This is a genomic window from Teredinibacter waterburyi (assembly GCF_001922985.1).
Taxonomy (GTDB): domain Bacteria; phylum Pseudomonadota; class Gammaproteobacteria; order Pseudomonadales; family Cellvibrionaceae; genus Teredinibacter; species Teredinibacter waterburyi.
Map to the genome: position 1 here is coordinate 17,031 of NZ_MRUH01000007.1, position 21,153 is coordinate 38,183.

At 47.5% G+C, this 21,153-nt stretch carries 16 protein-coding genes; 2 read left to right on the forward strand and 14 right to left on the reverse strand.

Going from position 1 to position 21,153, the window contains the following annotated elements; all coding sequences use genetic code 11:
* Positions 1 to 30 precede the first annotated feature (30 nt).
* Genes IDZ20_RS00110 through IDZ20_RS00125 form a run of 4 tightly spaced genes read right to left on the reverse strand, consistent with a single transcriptional unit; the run spans position 31 to position 7,281 of the window.
* Positions 31 to 498: a hypothetical protein gene (locus tag IDZ20_RS00110; protein ID WP_188149393.1), complete on the reverse strand. Its 468-nt coding sequence runs from the start codon at positions 496 to 498 to the stop codon at positions 31 to 33.
* A 10-nt stretch (positions 499 to 508) separates the two neighbouring features.
* The gene (locus IDZ20_RS00115; protein ID WP_188149394.1) at positions 509 to 1,933 is read right to left on the reverse strand and encodes a GMC oxidoreductase; all 1,425 of its coding nucleotides are present in this window, start codon (positions 1,931 to 1,933) and stop codon (positions 509 to 511) included.
* Positions 1,934 to 1,970: 37 nt separating this feature from the next.
* A complete protein-coding gene (locus tag IDZ20_RS00120; RefSeq protein WP_188149395.1) occupies positions 1,971 to 3,236 on the reverse strand; it encodes a hypothetical protein in 1,266 nt (421 codons plus the stop codon).
* Positions 3,229 to 7,281 carry a non-ribosomal peptide synthetase gene (locus IDZ20_RS00125; RefSeq protein WP_188149396.1) on the reverse strand — a complete coding sequence of 1,351 codons (4,053 nt, stop codon included), beginning with the start codon at positions 7,279 to 7,281 and terminating at the stop codon, positions 3,229 to 3,231. The genes IDZ20_RS00120 and IDZ20_RS00125 overlap by 8 nt, the downstream gene beginning before the upstream one ends.
* 309 nt (positions 7,282 to 7,590) lie before the next feature.
* Here IDZ20_RS00125 and IDZ20_RS00130 point away from each other — a divergent pair, with 309 nt between their 5' ends.
* The gene (locus tag IDZ20_RS00130) at positions 7,591 to 8,598 is read left to right on the forward strand and encodes a glycosyltransferase (RefSeq protein ID WP_188149397.1); all 1,008 of its coding nucleotides are present in this window, start codon (positions 7,591 to 7,593) and stop codon (positions 8,596 to 8,598) included.
* Between the two features lie 38 nt (positions 8,599 to 8,636).
* Positions 8,637 to 9,893, forward strand: a complete 1,257-nt coding sequence (locus IDZ20_RS00135; RefSeq protein WP_188149398.1) for a glycosyltransferase family 4 protein — start codon at positions 8,637 to 8,639, stop codon at positions 9,891 to 9,893.
* A 13-nt stretch (positions 9,894 to 9,906) separates the two neighbouring features.
* Here IDZ20_RS00135 and IDZ20_RS00140 read toward each other — a convergent pair whose 3' ends face one another.
* The 10 genes from IDZ20_RS00140 to IDZ20_RS00185 form a co-directional block, all read right to left on the reverse strand.
* Positions 9,907 to 11,046, reverse strand: coding sequence for a WecB/TagA/CpsF family glycosyltransferase (locus IDZ20_RS00140; RefSeq protein ID WP_188149399.1), 1,140 nt, complete (start codon positions 11,044 to 11,046; stop codon positions 9,907 to 9,909).
* A gap of 25 nt (positions 11,047 to 11,071) precedes the next feature.
* Positions 11,072 to 12,307, reverse strand: coding sequence for a glycosyltransferase family 2 protein (locus tag IDZ20_RS00145; RefSeq protein ID WP_188149400.1), 1,236 nt, complete (start codon positions 12,305 to 12,307; stop codon positions 11,072 to 11,074).
* A complete protein-coding gene (locus IDZ20_RS00150; protein WP_188149401.1) occupies positions 12,307 to 13,509 on the reverse strand; it encodes a glycosyltransferase in 1,203 nt (400 codons plus the stop codon). The genes IDZ20_RS00145 and IDZ20_RS00150 overlap by 1 nt, the downstream gene beginning before the upstream one ends.
* 16 nt (positions 13,510 to 13,525) lie before the next feature.
* Positions 13,526 to 14,497, reverse strand: coding sequence for a glycosyltransferase family 2 protein (locus IDZ20_RS00155; protein WP_188149402.1), 972 nt, complete (start codon positions 14,495 to 14,497; stop codon positions 13,526 to 13,528).
* Positions 14,494 to 16,392 carry a sulfate adenylyltransferase subunit CysN gene (gene cysN / locus IDZ20_RS00160; RefSeq protein WP_188149403.1) on the reverse strand — a complete coding sequence of 633 codons (1,899 nt, stop codon included), beginning with the start codon at positions 16,390 to 16,392 and terminating at the stop codon, positions 14,494 to 14,496. Before cysN ends, IDZ20_RS00155 begins: the two co-directional genes overlap by 4 nt.
* Positions 16,393 to 16,401: 9 nt before the next feature.
* On the reverse strand, positions 16,402 to 17,316 hold the full coding sequence (cysD, locus tag IDZ20_RS00165; protein WP_188149404.1) for a sulfate adenylyltransferase subunit CysD: 915 nt from the start codon (positions 17,314 to 17,316) through the stop codon (positions 16,402 to 16,404).
* On the reverse strand, positions 17,309 to 18,151 hold the full coding sequence (gene cysQ / locus IDZ20_RS00170) for a 3'(2'),5'-bisphosphate nucleotidase CysQ (RefSeq protein ID WP_188149405.1): 843 nt from the start codon (positions 18,149 to 18,151) through the stop codon (positions 17,309 to 17,311). The genes cysD and cysQ overlap by 8 nt, the downstream gene beginning before the upstream one ends.
* A gap of 63 nt (positions 18,152 to 18,214) precedes the next feature.
* On the reverse strand, positions 18,215 to 19,171 hold the full coding sequence (locus tag IDZ20_RS00175; RefSeq protein WP_188149406.1) for a sulfotransferase family protein: 957 nt from the start codon (positions 19,169 to 19,171) through the stop codon (positions 18,215 to 18,217).
* 33 nt (positions 19,172 to 19,204) lie between these two features.
* Entirely contained in the window at positions 19,205 to 20,074 is an 870-nt protein-coding gene (locus IDZ20_RS00180; protein ID WP_188149407.1) for a sulfotransferase family protein, read from the reverse strand.
* Positions 20,074 to 21,045 carry a glycosyltransferase family 2 protein gene (locus IDZ20_RS00185; protein ID WP_188149408.1) on the reverse strand — a complete coding sequence of 324 codons (972 nt, stop codon included), beginning with the start codon at positions 21,043 to 21,045 and terminating at the stop codon, positions 20,074 to 20,076. Before IDZ20_RS00185 ends, IDZ20_RS00180 begins: the two co-directional genes overlap by 1 nt.
* Positions 21,046 to 21,153 lie beyond the last annotated feature (108 nt).

Genomic DNA, 21,153 nt, shown 5'->3' on the forward strand with positions numbered 1-21,153 from the left:
GGAAACGCAAATAAAAAGCCGTCGCTAAAGTCACTTTTTAGCGGCGGCTTTTTGTACAAAACGCATAATTGGGTTAGCGCAGATAGTGTTTACTGGATCGTAAAATTGAATGTAGTTGATGGTTTTTGCATCATCTTCACCGTCGTGAAAATAATTTGAAGACAACAGAAATTGTGAAACAACATTATTCTCTAGGCGTCGCAGCGGATTGCCCTGCGGCAGTAAAGCATAGGGAGAAAAAAATCGCATGGGATGCGATGCAAGTGAAAGCAGCCGTAGCTTTTTTTGTTCTGACTTTTTAAATGCAACATAGTCAGAAGAAAATTTCAGTAGATCGTCATGGTTGATATTCAAATACCCCAGGCGCCGCTTTAATATAGCAACAACGATATCTTGAGGTTGACCGGTTAACCATTTAAAAATGCCGTAACCCGTAACTGAAATGCCAGAGGCAAGACCACCCAGCAGGAAAAGTCGTCGATTAAACTTAATAGTCATAAATTTGCCCTTAGCTCATTATCTGCCGTGCAGCACGTACTGACAGCGCCGATAAGGTTAATGTCGGGTTTGCTGCCGGGCAAGATGGAAATGCACCGCTACCGAGCGCCAGTAAGTTGCGGACCTTGTGATGAATTAACCCCGCGTCGACCACGCTTGTATTTGGGTCTACTCCCATTCGCGTTGTGCCCTGCACATGGGCTTCACCGCCTAGGCCTTCGGGGTGTTTTATCGAGAAACTTTCAACTGGCAGGCCGTCGAGTAGATCAGCAACTATCGCTTCGGCGTTTGCCAGCGCATTATTAGCGTAGGCAGAATTATCTGCGTAATTCACCTCAGGTTTATCTGGGTGTGCAGCCGAAAGGCCAACAAAATTGGATTCTTGTGGGATCTCTTCAAAGACAAGTTTGAAATATCCGCGTTCGCGAAAGCGTCCAGCTTCGGCACGTAACCAAGGTACGTTCCAGTTTTCGAGTAAAAACCCTGGGGTGTCTTTTCTAAAATCACCATCCAACTTCATTATTCCTAGGCCCGTCATAATCTGACTGCCGTCATAATTTCTTACGCCGTCGAGTAATACATCCACGCCAATCGAAACTTGTTCGTTTAAATAGCGTCCGAGTGCGTTATCGGTTAGTCCTGAGTTTAACAAAATATAGGGTGTCATAATGCCGTGCGCACCGACCGCGGCTAAATCGCAATTAACGTAATGCTCGGCACCATCTTTCGTGTAATGAATGCCGGTTACTATCTGATTGCGAATATCAAGGCTGGTAACATTTGCTTCGGTAATTAACGTAACTCTGGGGTCTTGATAGATAGCGCGCATATGGAAATCGATTTGAAACTTTGCAGCCACTGGGCAGGTGTCGCAGATACCGTTAGCACAACAGATGGCTCTACCTGCACCAGCGGCACTAGGCCGTGCGCTCGGCATGGGAATAAGTTCACCGGGGTATTTCCGTAAGAACTCGCGATCGAGTGCATTTAGTCGATGCGGCGGAAGTAAATAAGGTTTAGAACGTGGAAAGGGGCCGTCGGCCGAACCGCTAATCCCCATGGTATGTTCGACGTCTACATAAAATGGTTCGAGATCTTGATAGGTAATTGGCCAGTCTTCACTGTGGCTGTATAGGCTTTTGGTCCTAAAATCGTTAGGGTGCATGCGGGGAGTGTTGCCAGTCCAGCAGGTGCCTCCGCCAAAACCGATACGTTGTACCCAGCCTTTACTTGGGTTGGTGTTAACTATTGATTGGTCAAACGAAAAACCTTTATGTTCGCCGTATTCTCTTCCTGGTGCACCGTTGTTAAAAGTGCCTCTTTCTAGCACCACGACGGTATCGTTTTCACCAAGATGGTTTAGATACTCCTTTAGGAAAAAAGAAGAGGCGAAACCGGTTCCGACTACAGCGAGGTTGTAATGAGAATTTTTCATTTTCTGAATGTTGGCCAAGTTTGTTTAGTGAAGTTAGTTAAATACCAATAATTTTTCTAACGCTGTTGGTGCTGCGCCACGAAAATATTTCCTCGCTTGCGCCAGCGGTGACACGAAGCGCCTCAGCTGAGTCGACGTAACTAATTCTCAACCATTCCGCCAAAATTTGCGCGGGAATATAGCCGAGATCGGCAAAGTCTTGCTGAGAAAACTTAGGCAGTTCAGCCGTTTCAGCGCGCGCTCGTAACACCGCCTCTTGGCCGCGATTGAATACTGACATCCAAAATTTGTTTATGGCGATCTGTTCAACAAAAAAATCCACAGCGATAGTAAGAGTAGCTGAATCTAGGTGTGGGTTTCGCAGGCATAACATTTTTAAGAGGCGCGGCTTATTGTCGAGTGAGACCTTTGGGAAATTTCCCAGATGCATATTACTCATCGCTTCAAAGTTTTCCATAGCTCGCAAAATCGCGAGTGTCGAACGCTTTCTAAATGCGCCGAAACGGCTCAGTCGTGTTCTACTTTCACTATGAAGTTTTTCGCTAGGTATGGATTCCAAAATCTTTTGAACGGCATTCCTGCAATTGGCCTCATAGACGATCTTGGTGGCAAAAACGCGCGTGACCGAATCGGCATAGATAAACAAACCGCGCACGCCGCGGGCACCAAGGAGTTGTTCGAGAAAGCTCCCGCCGTCACATTTCCCGGAGCCAAGCACCGCGCTGTTAACAAACGCTTTAATCATTGCTGGAGGGCCTGCGCAGGCACGGTCGCCATCCATAAACAATTCTCGCGACTCGATAAACTGTATGAGTTGGTCGGAGCAAACAGCTGAATCAGGATCAGCACCATCCAGCAACATGACCTCCGGCGCTAGATGTAAGCCTTGCGCGGCTTTAAACATTGCCGAGACTCTAGCGGGGACATTGTCCTTAGTAATGCTGGATTTCTGCTTGACCAAATAGACCGGAAGAGAGTCTAAGGCACGGGTAAAGAACCAAAAGTTTTGAAGGTTGAATTCTGTGCAGCCAATAAACTTTAAGTAAGCATCACGCAAATAAATCGTATCAGAAATAACATTTTTAATTTGTTGAGATAAGCCTGGAAGCGCGCTTACATTCATGTTCTTTTCATAGCGACTCCCGGAATAGGGGCAGCGTCGCAAATCAAACTCAATATCTTTTTTTAGCTCGGAAACCGCCGTTAATTCTGCCAGCGGTCGGCCATCCGTCGCCATATAATTCGAAGCAATAAATACTGGCTCTAATAATGTTTCGTGTTGTAGTTCGGTAATGTCAGTCATCGCTGTGTGGCCGAATGGTGGCAGGGAAATTAAAGTCCGATTTGTAGAGTTTTTCTGTAATGGCCTGTGCCATACCAACAACGTTGGGTTGCTTAAGTACACCAACGTGGTCGCCGGTAATATCAATGCGTTGAATGCCGCCGATAATGAAATTATTCCAGCCGTGGTCGTAAGAATCGATACCTTCTGGTTCAACAGCACCATCGAGCGCATGTATTAAAATGGTATCGACGTTGATGGGTTGCATCTGCTCTGCGTATCTTAGTGCCGCACGACGGTAGGCCAAACCGCGATAAAGATTGAAATCAACATCGTCAAGTTGTTTGGATTTTTCTTTCAGTGTATGTGTTAGCCGCTGCTCCCGGCGCCACGCGGTATACACCTTTACGATCTTTCTCATAACGAAGGTAATGTAGCCTAGGCCGTTAAGTTTTAATCGATCAAACTGACCGACTATACGTTTTAGGCTGATGGCTTTACGACGACAGGGGACGAAGGAGTCAATCAAAACGAGATTCTCTACTTTTTCACCATCGGCGATTAGTTGACGGCTAATTTCAAAAGCGAGTATCCCACCGAATGAAATACCGACAAGCTTAAATGGCCCAAAAGGTTGGTTCTCGCGAATAACCTTTACATACTCTGCAGCCATTTCTGGTACGGACGGAAGTCTGAAGTCGCCAGTTTTGGCACTAAAAGATTGCAGCATCTGTTCTTCAACGGGAAGGAAAATACCGTAAACCGGTTGGCGCTCCCCAAGATTAACCGCGAGCTCTTTATAAATATCGACACCGCAAATGCAATAGATGGGGCAGCCTGAGCCTTTTGCCTGTAGCGAGAATAGGCTGCCGATAGATGGCAGTGTTTGTTCAATGTTTACTGAGCCTTGTGTTTCGAACTCGGCTATCAAAGCATTTAATTGCTTAACTGAGGGGTCGGAGAAAAATTCCCGTATCGGAATCGTTACGCCGTACTGGCGTTCTATCTCGGAAAATAACCGAACCGCCAAAAGCGAGTGACCGCCAAGATCAAAAAAACTGTCGTTAATCGAGCTGGGTGTAATCCCTAAGAGTTTTCCCCATAGCGCGATCAACGCTTGTTCACGCGGTGATAGTTCTTGGGTATGACTCGTGTTCAGTTGGTCACTCAAGTTACTGTCGAGATAGTCTTGCCAGAGCGCTGCGCGATCTATTTTGCCGGCGCGAGTTGTTGGTATCTGGTTCAGTATTCGAATAATTGATGGAACCATATGGGACGGTAACAGAGTCGTCAAATGGGCTTGCAAGCGTTGGGTATGACGTTCGCTTGAACCTTTTGCTTCGACGAAGGCAATGAGAGTGCCCGTATTGTTTGGATCGGTTAACACGGCGGTGCTGAGGCTGCCGGGGCAAGAGAGAATAGCGGCTTCAATTTCGCCGAGTTCAATTCTATAACCACGCAATTTAATTTGATGGTCTGCACGGCCAACGAAATAGAAATCCTGCCCGTCGTTAAATACTTGATCGCCGGTGGCGTATACACGCTGGTTTCCCAGTGCGGGATGGACGAATTCTAGAAATTTAGTTGCGGTGAGTTCTGGGTTGTTTAGGTAGCCGCGAGCGACGCCCTTGCCGCCGATGTAGAGTTCACCCGTTACACCTGGAGGGCAAAGGTGCAGATACTTGTCGAGAATAAAATGGTTTGCACCCGCGATCGGTTGACCAATAGGAAGCGAGAGTTTGGAAAGCTTTTCCAGCTCTGTTTTCTGCGATGAAAATACCGAGGGGACAACAAAGCAGGTTGAGGTAATGGTTGTTTCGGTGGGGCCGTAACCGTTAATAAACTTAATATGGCCGGTTTTTTGTTTTCTAAACAAAGAAAATATATGTGTGTCGATACGCTCACCACCGACAACCAAGGTTTTAATGCACAGTGGCCAGCTCACCTGTCCTATGGCTACGGCATCGACTAGGGTCGCCCAGAAAGCGGTTGGAATATTCAAGATTGTGATATTGAAGGTGCTAACCCCGGTGAAAAAGGTTCGCGCCGTTTGCAGCATTTCGCTACTGCGCAATACCAATTTTGCGCCGCGAGTGAGGGTGGTGAATATCTCTTCAATATGAACATCAAATACGGTTGACGAAAACTGCAGTGCACAGGAAAACTTGTCGACATCAAAGGTGTTAGCCAGGGCAGTACAGTGGTTTGCCAAGCTGCCGTGTTCAACTAGAACGCCTTTGGGGTTACCGGTGGTGCCAGATGTGAAAATCGCATAGGCCGCTGAATCCTCGCTTACCTTTGGGGAAACCACCGAGCTGCTGGTGGCGGCTTCAGGCTGATCAACAAGCAGTGTAGGTACCGCCGCCGCGGCGAACAGATTGGCGAGCTCTGTACTGGTAACCACAGCGGTCAGTTTGGCGTCTTCGAGAATGGCATTCAGTCGTGTTTGAGGTTCGTTGGGATCGATTGGCAAATAGGCTGCGCCAGATTTTAAAATGGCGAGAGCAGTGCTGACAAAATTGATCGACCTAGGTAGGCAGATACCGATTAATGCATTTGCCTTGGCACCTTGCTGGATAAGTTTACGGGCAAGCTTTTCACTGCTAGAAATAAGTTCTCTATAGGTAATTTCATCGAAGCCATCGATAACTGCCGTTGCATTTGGCGATTGCAGGGCAACCGCTGCAATCGCGTCGTGCACTGGGACAAACGAGCTGTCAGCTTCGGAATAAGTGTTTGCACCTAGCGTACTTAAGGACTGAACATTTGCGCTAGCGGCCGAGGTTAATAGCGCTATATCGGATTTGTCGAGTGGGTCGATCTCGCGTACCGACGGATTCGCGGTAGTGCTGAGTGTTGCCAGTATGTTGGTGTAGTGACGTAAAATTTGGGCGACGCCATCGCGATCGAACTTATCCACATCGTAGTCGATGCGGACGACTATTTGCTCGCCGATTCGAATATTGCAGGCCAGCTCAAAGCTACTTTCGTAACGGTCGAATAGCTCACAGGCTTGCCAGCGTTCGCTGACTGAATTGCGTAGTCTTTCTTGAATATAGGGCTCTACATGTACTGCAGTACTCAACAGTTCGTGGCCGTTAGGGTGACCGCGAAAGATCTCGGTGAGGGATGTATCAGGGTACGTGCGGCGTGCGTTGGATTGTCGCTCTAATGTATGCAGCAATTCATTTAGCGTGGGGCAATCATCGAGCACTACGCAGACTGGGAAGGTATTCAAATTAAAACGTGTTGTGCTATCGGCTGGCGAGAGTTGCTCCGTCGATGCGGCGAACACAATCTCATCTAGCTGGCAGTAGCGATGTAGTAATATCACCCAGGCTGCATGGGCTAATGTTTCTATGCTGATGTCGCGCCGCTCGGCTTCGGCAATCAGTTGCGAGCGGAGCCTGTTGTCGAGCATCTGCTCATGTTGCCAGTGACGTACGTAATAGGCGGAGTCGGACACGCCGATACTGAGTTTTGGCACAGGTGGATGAGGTGTCGCGCTAATGAGTTCACGCCAGTAGGTTGGGTTACTCTTTTCGCTACCGCTAGACACTGACGCCCTATTTGCGCCAACAGCGGGCGCTGTTCGACCGTCGAGTTGGTTTAACAGTTGGGTTAAAAAGCCCGCAAAGCTGGCATTATCTAATAGTGATTGGTGGTAAGAGAAAATTATCGACGTGCTGGATTCATCAATATCGAGTTGCGTTGTGCGGAAAAGTGGTACGCCATCTTTGCAAAACCCTTTGCGGCGGTCGATTGCAATGATTTGCTCAATCTGTTCTTGCTCGTCATCTGATGATGAAGTCGTTAGCCGGTAATGGGTGGGGGCAACCAGCGAAGGCGTACCAAGGCTAAAGAAATATGCAGATGATGTAATCGATAGGGTATAAGTTAAAAATTCATAGTGTTGTGTAAGTGCGACGAGTGCAGCAGCAAGTTCACTATCGGCAAGTAAAAAAGGCACTTTTAGTACCCATTGAACTACGTTGACAGAGAGTTGCGATTGCGACTGCAGGAGCAGTGCTTCTTGCATCGATGTGAGTGGGGGGACAGAATTCAACGACTGCTCCTTAACTGCCTAAAGATTCGAATTCAAATTGTTATGGTTGTTGAAGGCTGCCGAATCATTCCTTTAGGCAAGGTTACATCTATTTCGTTTAAACTAAGTTGAATACGATACCGGAACTGACCTTACATATCGAGTCAATTCTTTCGCAAAATACGAGTACAATAGCCGCTATTAGGCTCGTAATAAATTGCATTAACACGCTGCTGCACGGCGCAGCCCTGCAGTGTGCCGACTTTTTTAACACTATTTAAAATTGACCGGCGTTGCTTAGCAGCTGCAGGCTCAAACTTAGGGGGAAGAATGCAGCGCGTAATCAACGTTGCGGAGTTGGCGAAACCCGATTGGAACTTTATTGAAGACCATTATCAGGGCCATCCCGTTACTTGGAGTTACCACTCCGCAAATCCATGCAATGTTCTCGAACGGTTAATTACACGCCCTAAAATTGGACGGTATCGAGCCTGCGCTGCCGCCAGCCTGAAGTTAAAATCAGAGCGCGACGTCGTGATTTCTCATTTGCCCAGAACCAGCCATTGGCAAAGCGTATTCATGAAAAAGTTGGGCAAGGAAAATCGCCATCTCGCCTTCTCATTCAATTTCACTGATTTGCCCGATGCCAAACTGCGTGCAAAGATGACTGAGAGCTTTCAAACAATCGACGCATTTGTTGTGTACAGTGAATACGAGAAAAAACTCTATTCTGACTTTTTTAGTATCCCCAGAGAAAAAATTGACATGTTGCACTGGGCAGCGGGTGAGCCGGTGTGTGATGACACCATTGTTAGCCAACTGCCAAAAAACTATTACTGCTCGGTGGGCGGTGAGGGGCGAGATTATCGTACCTTAATTAAGGCATTCGCAAAGATGCCAAATTTGCAGCTCGTAATCGTAACCCGACCTCACGCGATAGAAGGTATTTCATTGCCGAGCAATGTGCACCTCTACTGTAACCTACCGAGCAGCCAGTATTGGAGTGTGGTGGCAAATAGCCGAGCGTTACTGCTTCCATTGCGTGACCAAGACACACCCTGTGGCCACATAACTTTGGTAGGCGCGATGCGCTTAGGTAAACCGATTATTTCCAGTTTTTCGCAAGGAACGACCGACTACTTTAAACCCGGCGAGGGCGGTTTGGGTTTTGAAGCAAAAAATATTAGTGCGTTGAAGCAAGCGGTAGAAGCCTTTGAAGATGATTTGTCTGAGCTAGATCGCTACGGGGATTTTAATCGAGCGTTTGCCCGAACCCATTGTGACGTGAAAGTGTGGAGCCGTTATGTGCAAGGCTTTATCGAAGCGGGACTTAGCTAAGCTCGACGTGACTACTGCAATCATAGGATAAGTTGAAAATGAATTCTTCGTTAAAGGTTTTAATTGTAGCGCCGAATGCCTCGGCAAAATTTGGTGGCGAAGCAATCTTGCCGCTTCATTATTTTGAAAAGCTAGCCGCGCGTAATATTTCGGTATTCATGATCGTGCACGAACGTACCAAACTCGAATTAGAGGTGCGCCTTGGTGAAAACATTGAAAAAGTTACGTTTATTCAAGATAGAAAGCTACATCAAATATTGTGTAAGTTGAGCATGGCACTGCCGCGAAAAATCGGCGATTTTAGTTTCGGTGTTCTCTTGGATTTGGCGACTCAATGGGAGCAGCGAAACATTGCGCTTAAGCTTATTAAACAACATGATATTTCCGTGGTGCATCAGCCTACGCCCGTTTCGCCGAAATCCCCATCAATGATGTATTCAATGGGAGTGCCAGTCATCATTGGGCCAATGAATGGTGGGATGGTTTATCCCGCGGCTTTTGCAGGGAAAGAAAGTCTATTTGAGCGCGTTTTTATGCGCTGTGGACGTGCTGCATCGAACTTGATTAATCAATTGATCCCCGGCAAGCGCAATGCCAATACACTATTGGTGGCGAATAATAGAACACGTTTAGCCTTGCCAAGTGGTTGTCATGGTGAGGTTGTTGAGCTGGTTGAGAATGGTGTTGATCTTAGGGTTTTCAAACAACCCGAGCGCAACAACGCCGGCGAGCAAGATAATGAGAAAATAAAATTAACATTCGTTGGGCGTCTGGTGGGATGGAAAGCTATTGATATTCTTTTGGATGCCGTCGCGACCATAGAGAATAAAAATTTCGAACTGCATATCTTGGGCGATGGAGATCAGCGCATCAATTTACAACAACAGGCGAAATCTCTAGGGATAGAACAGCAGGTTATCTTTCACGGATTTCTTGAGCAGCGTAAATGCGCTGAATTTCTAACCAGTTGCCGATGTTTAGTACTGCCAAGCCTTTACGAATGTGGGGGTGCTGTAGTATTGGAGGCAATGGCGTTGGGTGTCGCGGTGATTGCATCTAATTGGGGAGGCCCAGCCGACTACTTGGACGATTCTTGCGGAATTTTGTTAGACGTGAGTCGCGGCCGCGAAGCATTTAAAACAGAGATTGCCGAAGCGATAGCGAAAGTCTTAGACGATCCTGATTCCTGTAAGGAGATGGGACGTTGCGGTAAACAGAAAATACAGGATCTCTATAGTTGGGACAAAAAAATAGATTCAATTCTAGAAATCTACCAAGGTGCTATTGCCGGTTAAGCGCAAAAGACGCTTAGCGACTGATCAAACCTTCTACCATATGAAGCTTCAGTAATTTAACAATATTTTGTTGCGCGCCAGTCAGACTAAACTCAATACCGTGATTATTTAAGAGCGCCTGAAGGATAGCTAGTTTGGCTATCGCGGGTGCTTTAATATCCGTTGCCGAGGTTATATCCAAACTCATTTGTTTAGAGTCCTGCTCAGCCTGCAATATTTCTTTCAGTTGCGCTAGCAAGGTGTCGCAATCACGCGCAGAAAACGTACCGTTAAATAACACCGATATGGGCTGGTCCAAACTATCTGCACGGATTAACAAGGTCGCGGTTGAATCTTCGGTTTGATTATTTTCGCGAAGCTGACGAAGGTACAGGGGAATAACCCGCGTAAAAAATAGTTGAGTGAACATTTTTCCGTCGGAAAAATAACGTTTCCATAAAGACGGCTCTTCAATAATTCGCCACAGCCATTCCGCACCGATACGCTGCCAGAACTTCGGCGCGCGAGAAACAGAGCCGGCGACAAAATTAATGACGGCACCTAGGTGACTAATCACCGACGCGTCTAAGCGATGTTGGTTGTGTTGTATCCAAGCTTGTCCTTTTACGGCGCCGAGCGCGATCAGCAGAAAATCTGGCTTTGCAGTATTTATTTTTTCGATAATGTCGGCGCTGCTCATATCGTCGATGGAACCAAAACCCGGATCGTAAAACCCCACCGATTCCATTCCAGGACTGACGCGGTTGGTTTCTTGGTGAGCAAGCTCTGCTACACCTGGGTTGCCGCCAAAATAAAAAACTTTAATTTTACTATTAGCCGGTGTTTTGTAGAGCTCCTGAAATACGCTTGAGCCCGCTACTCGCTCAGGTAGGCAGGGCCCTGCTAGTTTTGAAATCCAGATTAGTGGCATACCATCGGCGACACTTAGATCACTCTCTAGAACAGACTGCCTAAAGCTTCGATTGTTTTGCGACGCGATTGCAAAATTTAAATTAGGTGTTGATAGAAAGCAGCGTTTGTTAGATTCAATACAGGAAATCAAATGGTCGATTGCTTGACGTTCGCTGACGACATCGAAAGGTAAACCAAAAATAGACGTGAGCTGTCTGGCCTGAAGGTTCTCTAGGGCCGCTAAAAGCGATGTGTTGTGCATGTTGGGTCTCGGCCAGAAGCTAGAATTACGTGTTGCTATTGTCTTTGTCGGCGTTGGTACTGGTATCGCTGTTGCTGGTATTGTCGTCACGCTCGGTGCGAATCCAGCTGGTTTGGCGCTTTTTAATAAAGCCGGTATAAATCAGCAACTTGGAAACGGCATAAAGAGGAGCGTGGATAATCTCAGCGGCGGAGAGCACGTGCCGTGCGAATTTCCACCAAGATAAAATGACACTACCGCAGAGTAAACAAAATACCGTTACCACGATAAAAAATGGCATTAAGTTTTGAGTAAAGAAAATACCTAGAAATTGAATAATAAGGATGAGTAGCGTAATCGCAATTAACAACGATAGCGGCGGGATGATCAAGTCTAAGGTAAATAAAGCGATAGATAACTGACGCTGCTGGAATGTGCTTTTTAGTAGCGGCAGGCCGTAGCGTTGTATCAAACCCAAATGGCCGTGCTCCCAGCGTTCGCGCTGTGTCTTTAAAGCGGCGGCTTGCGTGGGAAGCGTACTGGTAACCAGAGCGCTATCCAAGTAATAGGCTCCCTTTCCCTTACAAGCAAATTCAATCCCGAGCTTCATGTCTTCAACAATTTCACCGGAGGCAAGGCTCACCTTGGCAATGTCATCCCAGAGAAAGGCCATTCCAGAACCAACAAGGGGAACTGGAGCCTTGAGTAGGTTTTGGCCTAAGGGTCGCACTCTGTTTTTGACGAGAATTGCAAACTCAGAAATTTTTGCAGAGATTGCCGAGTTGGGCGGTGCTTGGATAAGGTATTGGCCTTGAATAGGGCGTTGTAGTTTTATCGAGGCCTGCGCTAAACGCTCGATACTATGCGGCTGAACTTGGCAATCAGCATCCACAAAAATCACCAGCTGTGGGGGCTGGTCGGCAAGGTGTGCTAACGCGTGAGCGAGGGCGTAACCTTTACCTCGCTCGGTATCATGTTGACGCTCAAGTACCGTGCAGCCAGCGGCGCGTGCAATATCAGCCGTCTCATCAGCGCAATTGTCTGCAACTAACACAATATCTGTCGCACTTTTTAGCTGTGGAATAAGGCTGCTAAGCGTCGCGTCTAAACACGCGGCCTCATTGTGTGCGGGAATTATGATTTTCAAATTATAGTTTTGCTGCTGTTCGTTCTCAGCCTCGCTGTGCTGGCGGGAGAATGCCGCGCCGATGCATTGCGTTACAAATAGTAAAGCGGGAATAGTTAGGGCAATGGCTAACAGATAAAGCAAGCTAAGCAACACTAGGCGATAACCTCTGCAAATTTTTCCGCAAGCTTGTTCGCTTCGGTCAAGCTGTTGTGCCGAGCCGACACACGTTCGAAACCGACACTGCCTAAATTTGAAATTACGTCTAGTGGGGTTTCGGTAATTAATTCAATTTTAGCGGCGAGCGCATCAACGTTACCGGCGGCAACCAGCCAGCCGTTGTCGGCATCAATAAGTTCGGGAATACCTGCGATATAAGTACTTAATACCGGACGGGCGCGAGCGTAGGATTCCATAATCACAACCGGCAGCCCCTCTGCAAAACTCGGTAACAAGAGTGCGCATGATCGATCCAGTGTGTCGACGATCTGTGCGGTCGACTGCCAGCCCAGCAATTTGACAGATGTGGAGAGGTCGTTCGCTAGAATAAAGGCTTCGATTTCGGGGCGTAGTTCGCCGTCGCCAATTAAGTCGAGCTGAATATTCACACCTTTACGTTTTAATTGTGCGATGGCGGCGAGTAATAGCATCTGGCCTTTTTGTTCACAGAGCCGACCAATACTCACAAAGTGGGTGTTGCTCGTAATAGGTAGGCGCGGCTTGGCTAATAATTCGGGGTCTACAGCGCAATGTACTTCTAGCATCTTGTTCCAATCGGCGAACTCGCACCAGCGGTAAAGCTGGCTGGTGCAATAGGAGGTAATTGCAACGACGAAGGCGGCGCTAGAAATTTTCTCGGAAAGTGAAATTTGCAAAGGCTTATCGAATTCTTCCGGACCATGTACGGTAAAGCTATAACTCGGCCCGCCGAGCAGTTTAACAAGCATAGCGACCGTGGCGGAGTTGGTGGCGAAATGGGCGTGAATATGCTGAATGTTTTCTTTTTTACAAATGCGCTGCAACAGACAGGCTTCGATGAGGTAAATACAATAACTCACAAAGCGGTTGCGATCATTCAGTGCCAACTTGACGCTGGCGATTAGGGCACGAAAAAAGAAAAGTGGGCTGGAGACCGCAACCAAAAGTGCTGAGCTAATTAATGCCGCCTTGCTGCCCGTGGCGATACAGCGAGTTTTTTCCATCTCTTGTTGGTCTAGCGGATCGACAAGTTCTGCAGGTGTATTTCTTGCGGCTATACGAACAACCTCAACACCTAAAGTTTCCAGCGCTAAAATTTCTCGCCGGATAAAAGTATGGCTCACTTTTGGGTATTGATTAACGAAGTAACAAATTTTCATTGTAGAGTTAGCGTCACTATTTATATTCGATGATATTAAGCGCCTGGCCGCGCTTTAATTTCCAAAAACATTCGATTGCGCCTAAGGCCTCGGGGATTTTCCCAACGACGGTCAACAAAGCCCAATAGCTGCGAACGCGTTTGGGTGAGATATCGCTACGGGAAAACAAGCGCAAAACCTGCAGTGGATATACTAGCGTGAGTATTAATGCCCAAGGGGTAATCAATGCACAGCCAATAATAAGCAAGGGTATCGCAGCGCCCCAAAGCAAAGCGCGTCGTGTTTCGCCGACCCAATGTCGCTCGGGTGGAGCGCCGTGTAAGTACTTGCCTAACGCGAACGCAAAACCACAACGCCGCGTGCGCTTCCACCACTGTTTGAATTGGGTGATGTTAGCGTCGTGTAATGTCATATCTTGTTCTAAGCGCTGTATTTTTTTGCCTTGCTGGCGTAATCGTACGCATAGCTCAGGTTCTTCACCGGCGATAACGTCGTCGCGGTAACCATTTGTGGCGACTAAACTTGATGCGGTAAACATTGCATCGCCGCCACAGGCAAGCGCTTCACCAATCGGTGTGTTCCATTCAATATCGCACAATTGATTGTAAATGGAGCGCTGCGGATATCGTTCCAGGCGTCGGCCGCACGTTACTGCGAATTCAGGATTGTTTTCGAGAAACTCGCGGGCGACAGGAATCCATTCTGGGCACAACTCACAATCGCCATCGACAAACTGCAGGTATTGAATCTCTGGGTGTTGTTCTAACAAGGTGCGCCAGCCGATATTGCGCGCTCGAGCGGCAGTAAAGGGTAAGCTTAAATCCAAACTCACCACCAAAGCACCGAGCGACTTGGCGTTACCAACGCTGTCGTCGCTCGAACCGGAATCCACGTAAACAACGTGTTGAGTTGCCTTTAGGGCCGACTCCAAACAAAGCGTTAAACGTTCGCCTTCGTTGCGACCGATAATGACAACCCCTAGGCTCATGAAATAATACCGTAGGCCTTCAATTGCTTGAGCACATTACCGGTGATGGCCGATAAATTTTGCTGGTCGGTATCAATTTCAATTTCGGGCTGCTCGGGACGCTCGTAGGGCGAATCGATACCGGTGAAATTGCGAATTTCGCCAGCGCGGGCTTTCTTGTACAAACCTTTTGGATCGCGTTGTTCACAAATATCTATTGGTGTGTTGACGAATACTTCAAAAAATTCGCCTGGTGCGACCATTTGCCGAACCATCTGACGCTCGCGGCGGAACGGCGAGATAAACGAAACCAAAACGATTTGGCCTGCGTCGACCATTAGCTTTGCAACTTCACCAACGCGACGAATATTTTCTACGCGGTCGCGATCACTAAAGCCAAGATCGGAACAGAGCCCGTGTCGAACATTATCGCCATCGAGTAAGTAAGTGCTGTAACCCATAGCAAACAATTGCTTTTCAATCGCATTCGCCGTGGTGGATTTGCCAGAGCCAGAAAGCCCTGTAAACCAAATGATGGCAGGCTTTTGTTTGAAGCGCTCGGCGCGAGTAAGTTTGCTCACATCCATCGAATGCCAAACAATATTTTCCTGACCCAGTGGTTCAACCACCATGCCGGCACCTACGGTTACGTTGGTGAGGCGATCGATGAAAATCAAGTTGCCGGTATGGCGATGATTTTTATAGGTGTCGACGGTAACCGACTCAGTCAATATTAATTTACAGCGCGCAATACCGTTTAAAGGCACGGTTTGGGTTTCGGTATGCTCGAGTGTGTTGACGTCGACTTGATACGAAATTTCACTGATGTAGCCGGTAACCTCGGCCGAGCCGACCTTAACGTAATAATTTTTTTCGAGCTGAAGTTCTGCTTCGTGCATCCAGACTAAATCGATGATCATAGCGTTCGAGGGGCGAATCGTGTCGGTATCGGCTACCAACATATCGCCGCGCGAAATATCTATTTCGTCGTTTAGGGTAATAGTTACCGCATCACCAGGGTAGGCTTCGGGCAGCTCTTTATCGGCCAAAATAATATTTTTAATAGTGCTGACTTTTTCTGATGGAAGCGCCTTTACAGCCATGCCAACCTTGGCAACCCCGGAGGCAAGTGTGCCGCAAAAACCACGGAAGTTCAGGTTCGGACGGTTGACATACTGCACAGGGAAGCGCAGGTCGGCCAAGTTGTCGTCGTCATCTAGCGGCATGCTTTCAAGCATCTGCAACAGATTATCTTCTTTGAACCAGCTTAGCAGCTTGCTGTTTTCGGCAACGTTTTCACCCAGCAGCGCAGAAATTGGTACGAAGCGAATATCGGGAACGTCGAGATTACTTGAAAATTCCAAATAGGCTTTTTTTATTTCTTCGAACTTTTCTTGTGAATAATCGACCAAATCCATTTTGTTGATGGCGATAATAAAATGCTTAATGCCGAGTAGTGAGCAAATAAAACTGTGACGGCGGGTTTGCGTTTGTACACCGTAGCGCGCGTCGATCAATAAGATTGCTACGTTTACCGTAGATGCACCAGTCGCCATGTTGCGCGTGTACTGCTCGTGCCCTGGGGTATCGGCAATAATAAATTTTCGTTTGTCGGTAGAGAAGTAGCGGTAGGCAACATCGATCGTAATACCCTGCTCACGTTCAGATTGCAGGCCGTCTACCAGCAGTGCAAGGTCAACTTCTTTACCTGTTGTACCGTGAGTTTTGCTATCTTTAGAAATTGCCGCGAGTTGATCTTCGTAGATCATTTTAGTGTCGTGTAGAAGGCGACCAATAAGGGTCGACTTACCGTCGTCTACGCTGCCGCAGGTAATAAAACGCAGAAGATCTTTTTCTTCGTGCTGTTTGAGATAAGCGTGAATATCTTCAGCAACGAGATTATTTTGATTAGACATGAAATTTCCTTAGAAGTAACCTTCGCGTTTTTTCTTTTCCATTGAACCAGACTGGTCGTGATCAATGGCGCGGCCCGAGCGTTCGGATGTTTTGGTAAGTAGCATCTCCTGAATAACATCAGGCAGTGTTTGCGCTTTAGATTCCACCGCTCCAGTTAAGGGGTAGCAACCTAGGGTACGGAAGCGCACCCACTTCTCTTCTGGGACTTCTCCCTCGGCGAGCGGCAAACGGTCATCATCAACCATAATTAACATGCCGTCGCGTTCAACGACTGGGCGTTTTGCTGAAAGGTACAGCGGCACGATTGGAATTTGCTCGAGATAGATATACTGCCAAATGTCGAGCTCAGTCCAGTTGGAAAGCGGGAAGACGCGAATCGACTCACCTTTGTTAACCCGAGAGTTATAAAGATTCCACAATTCTGGGCGTTGGTTTTTAGGATCCCAGCGGTGGTACTTATCACGAAAAGAATAAACGCGCTCTTTTGCGCGAGACTTTTCTTCGTCGCGTCGCGCGCCGCCAAATGCAGCATCAAAGCCAAATTTGTCTAGCGCTTGTTTGAGCGCAGAGGTTTTCATAATGTCGGTGTACTTGGCGCTACCGTGATCAAACGGGTTGATGTTTTCGGCACGGCCTTCTTCGTTGGTGTGAACCAACAACTCCATTCCCGCATCTTTCGCCATCTGGTCGCGAAACGCGATCATCTCTTTAAATTTCCACGTAGTATCGATGTGCAATAAAGGGAACGGCGGGACCCCAGGAGCAAATGCTTTGCGCGCGAGATGTAGCATGACCGCAGAGTCTTTACCGATCGAGTACATCATCACCGGGTTATCGAAGGTAGCGGCGACTTCACGAATAATATGAATTGATTCGGCTTCGAGTTGCTTCAGGTGAGTGCGACGGTTCTTTGTACTATTCATGAGCTGATCCTAAGTTACTCGTGTTGCGATACCACGGCAGAGACGGCTCTGCGCACACAATAAAGAAAGGGTTTAAAAGAGACTCTTTGCTGTTGCAGCGCAGTGGCTCGAGGGTTTCCCAGTTTAGAACGACACCGCCGGAGGCTTCTACAACGGCTTGTGCGGCGGCGGTATCCCACTCGCTAGTCAAGCCCAGGCGCGGATACAGGTCGGCGCTGCCGTCGGCTATCATACAAAGTTTGAGTGAGCTTCCCATTGCGACTATGTCGCAACTTTCAAACTGAGCAACGAAGGTTTTAAAGTCTTCGCTTTGGTGGGAGCGACTGCCGACAACTTTCCAAGTATCGGTAACACTTGGCGGAGCTGAGGGCGTAATCGGTGTTGGCGTAGAGTTCTGTTTGGCGTTTTCAACTTTAAACGCGCCAAAGCCCGTAGCGCCATAGTAGAGTAATTCTTTTGCGGGCGCGTAGACGCTCCCCAAAATTGGCACACCATTTTTAATCAGCGCGACATTTACGGTAAATTCGCCGTTGCGCTTGATAAATTCTTTGGTGCCATCGAGTGGGTCTACCAGCCAATATTGATCCCAGGTTTGACGCTCAGCCCAGCTGATGTCAGCGTCTTCTTCGGACAGTACCGGGCCGCAGTTTAATTGGGTTAAGCCAGCTGCGAGCACTTCGTGAGCCGCTTTATCGGCAAGCGTTAACGGCGAATTGTCATCTTTGTATTCCACCCCTAAATCGCTCTTGGTATAGATATCCATAATGGCATCGCCAGCGGCTATGACGAGGGTGTTTACCTGTTCGAGAAGTGCCTGTGTGTCCGGATTATTCACGCCTTTATCCTTTTGTGTGTTGCGGCCAAAAACATTGCAAGCTGCGCAGTGTGATTGACAGTACTATTTTAAATAATTGAGTGAGCGAATATTGATTCGCTGTTGCATCTTTGCTTTAAGACCTTTTAAGCCGAGGCGCTTGCTTACTACAAATGCCAGCCATGTAAAAAACCCCCAGCGCTTTATATTCAAATTAATACGATACAGATGGCTGTGGGCTTTAAGTCTAAGTCGGGTTAAAGGGCTAATGCTCGGTGCGTCTGGCGCTGCCAATGCGTAACCACGTTGTTGCATCATCTCTTTACAGTGATGTTCGACCCAAGATATTTCTGCCACGCTCATTTTACGCTTCCATTGCTCTGCAAATTTAGCATCAGGGCGGGTGTAGGATGTACGAGCTTCGAGTTGCAACATTTCATCGGTATAAGTAAGCCCTAAGAACTCACACAGTTTGGTGAGTTCTTGTTCGGGATTTTTTACCATTTCTTCGTAGCGAATTTCAAAAATTTGTTCGGGTTTTACCTGCTGTTTGAGAAGATCCCAGTGTTGTTCTGGCTCTAGCCAATATTTAGCGCCTTCAAATACATTGCCAACCCAGCCCATGCCAATACACGAGCGGGCCACGTCTCGCGGGTCGCGCAGCAGGTGAATAAAGCGTGCGTTTGGCCAAAGTTTAGGTAGTAAATCTTGGCGGGAGTGAACCGAGGCGGCAATGATCGATTTGGGGTTGCGTTGATGTAGCTGCGCTACAAAACTGTGCACGAGCTGTTCGTAGGAAAGAGATTTATCAACAGTAAAATTATAAGAGCCAGCTTGGCGATCGGTTGCTAAAAATTCATGAAATGAGCTTAGTTCTGGCCAAGTGTTGCCCACGGCTTCAGAGACGGCTGCTTCAAATTCTCCAAAGGCATTAATGTCTGGGTGGTGATCTAAAATTAAGCGCAATAATGTAGTGCCGGAGCGCAAGGGGCCAACTACGAATACGGGGGAGTCAGTTACTTCGGTATCGGCAATAGTCATAGCATTAAACTACCATTTTGTTAGGCACGTGGTTTAAGGTTTAGTCTTGCCTGAAGCGGCACTAAATGATTGGTAACTTAAGTCGCTACCTAAAATCTCGCCAAGAGAACGCAAATCTTTATCGAAAATATCGACTAAACGTTGGCGTGACTGGTCTGATAATTTCGGACGTTTTTGCATGGTAAGTTTTTGCTTTATCGAGTCGCGTAATTTGCGAGGCACTAAAATTCTTCGCGCGGCTGCAAGCGGCGCGGATTCAATTAATAGGTCGTATAGCGGAAATTTACGTATTCGCTGCGCCGAGACATTTCGGCTTTCCATATTGAAATCCCACTGCGGATTGCCCTGATAGTTTAAAAATGTGCAAATCCGTTCGAGCTCTTGCTGTGGCTCGTCGCGCAGGCTATGGAAAAATACAGGCAATATATTTTCTGCGGGGTAGTGCTTTAAGTAGTGATCCAACTGATAAAAATATCTCGAGTAATTAATGAGTTCGGGGTGCTTGTCTAGGGCGCTGTCAATATCGGTATTGATGACGCCTTGCGACCATTCGTGAATGTAATGGGACACTAAACGATCAATCGGATCGCGCATTACATAGACGAGTTTAATGTCATGCAAGCCGTAGGCCAACATCCGGTTAATTGTTTCGGGATAGGTTGGGAACTTAGTGTAGTGGGTTGAAGACTCGCCACATAGCTGAGCATTCGCGCCCGCAAATAAATTGGAGTACCAATCGAGCCCCTGAGTGTATATTTTATCGTCACTAAAAAAGTTGGGCTCTTTTGGTGTGCTCATAAACACACCGGGCTGATTTGCCAGCTGGTCGTGCAGGGTACTTGTTGCACATTTCATCGCGCCGATAATGATGAAATTGGGGCGATTATACTGATTCGAGGTCATTAGTTTTTCCTGTAGCTTTTCAGGGGAGAGCTCAGATTTTTCCAGATATCGATTGGCGCTTTTGCGCTGGTAGGAAAGTCATCTTTGCCGCCCCACTTGCGCAAAATGGCGATTAGGTTGCCGATGTGCCACAGCAGGTTGGTGAATATAAAGCCGGCAATACCGTAGTGCTTGGCAAAATAACGAGTGCGAGACTCATAGACGTAGCTCGGCAAGCGCTTTCTTAGGGTACTGTTCTTTTTAACGGGAGAGCTACCGCCACGCAAGTGCACAACGCGTGCGCTTGGGATGTTGACAATTGACCAACCGGCGGCACGCACGGAGCGGCAGTAATCCACATCTTCGTAATATAAAAAATAGTCGTCGTCCATAAGGCCGACATCGTCGATCACCGAGCGACGTACCATAACGCAGGCGAAACTTGTCCATTCGGGAAAGCTCGGTTCTGGGTCTATATCAAGCGGTACATCCCAGCGCGACAGAAGTTTAGTTATCGCTCCGGTGCTTGCGCTGCCGATCAGTTCGCTGACGGGGTTGTGATACCTAAAGCAGCTAATTTGTGGGGTTTCGTCTGGCCATTCCAGACGCGGGCTGATCAATCCTGCGTGCGGATATTGTTGCGCAGCTGCAAGCATTTGCTGCAGCGCACCTGCACGCAGCAGCGTATCGCTGTTTAGCAGTAAATAGTAGTCGGCTGCACAATGTTGGATGCCGATATTATTGCCACCTGAAAACCCGGTGTTTTCGTCAGATTGAATAAAATCAATTTTATCGTCACCATTTTGCGCTAACCACTGCTGAATAATTTCAGATGAGCCATCACCGGATGCATTGTCAACAATCACAACTTTCTGATTAGCCTCGAGTTGCGGCAGTACGGTTTTAAGGCAATCAATAATTAAGTCGGCAGTTTTGTAGTTGATGATAACGATCAGAAGTTCGAGAGGCTGGCGTTCAGAAGTTGATGTCATAGCGGCGCTAACTACTAATTGTTGTGGTCGTGGGTTGACGAAGGTCACATTCTAACCTGTAACGTGCCATGAATCATCGCTTGTCGTTGAATAATTTCAGGCATAAAT

Excerpts from the sequence above, each read along its gene's own strand:
- cysN (WP_188149403.1), bottom strand. The coding sequence starts at position 16,392 with ATGTCTAATCAAAATAATCTCGTTGCTGAAGATATTCACGCTTATCTC.
- IDZ20_RS00175 (WP_188149406.1), bottom strand. The coding sequence starts at position 19,171 with ATGACTATTGCCGATACCGAAGTAACTGACTCCCCCGTATTCGTAGTT.
- IDZ20_RS00115 (WP_188149394.1), bottom strand. The coding sequence starts at position 1,933 with ATGAAAAATTCTCATTACAACCTCGCTGTAGTCGGAACCGGTTTCGCC.
- IDZ20_RS00135 (WP_188149398.1), top strand. The coding sequence starts at position 8,637 with ATGAATTCTTCGTTAAAGGTTTTAATTGTAGCGCCGAATGCCTCGGCA.
- IDZ20_RS00140 (WP_188149399.1), bottom strand. The coding sequence starts at position 11,046 with ATGCACAACACATCGCTTTTAGCGGCCCTAGAGAACCTTCAGGCCAGA.
- IDZ20_RS00150 (WP_188149401.1), bottom strand. The coding sequence starts at position 13,509 with ATGAAAATTTGTTACTTCGTTAATCAATACCCAAAAGTGAGCCATACT.
- IDZ20_RS00180 (WP_188149407.1), bottom strand. The coding sequence starts at position 20,074 with ATGACCTCGAATCAGTATAATCGCCCCAATTTCATCATTATCGGCGCG.
- cysD (WP_188149404.1), bottom strand. The coding sequence starts at position 17,316 with ATGAATAGTACAAAGAACCGTCGCACTCACCTGAAGCAACTCGAAGCC.
- IDZ20_RS00120 (WP_188149395.1), bottom strand. The coding sequence starts at position 3,236 with ATGACTGACATTACCGAACTACAACACGAAACATTATTAGAGCCAGTA.
- IDZ20_RS00155 (WP_188149402.1), bottom strand. The coding sequence starts at position 14,497 with ATGAGCCTAGGGGTTGTCATTATCGGTCGCAACGAAGGCGAACGTTTA.
- IDZ20_RS00110 (WP_188149393.1), bottom strand. The coding sequence starts at position 498 with ATGACTATTAAGTTTAATCGACGACTTTTCCTGCTGGGTGGTCTTGCC.
- IDZ20_RS00130 (WP_188149397.1), top strand. The coding sequence starts at position 7,591 with ATGCAGCGCGTAATCAACGTTGCGGAGTTGGCGAAACCCGATTGGAAC.
- IDZ20_RS00185 (WP_188149408.1), bottom strand. The coding sequence starts at position 21,045 with ATGACATCAACTTCTGAACGCCAGCCTCTCGAACTTCTGATCGTTATC.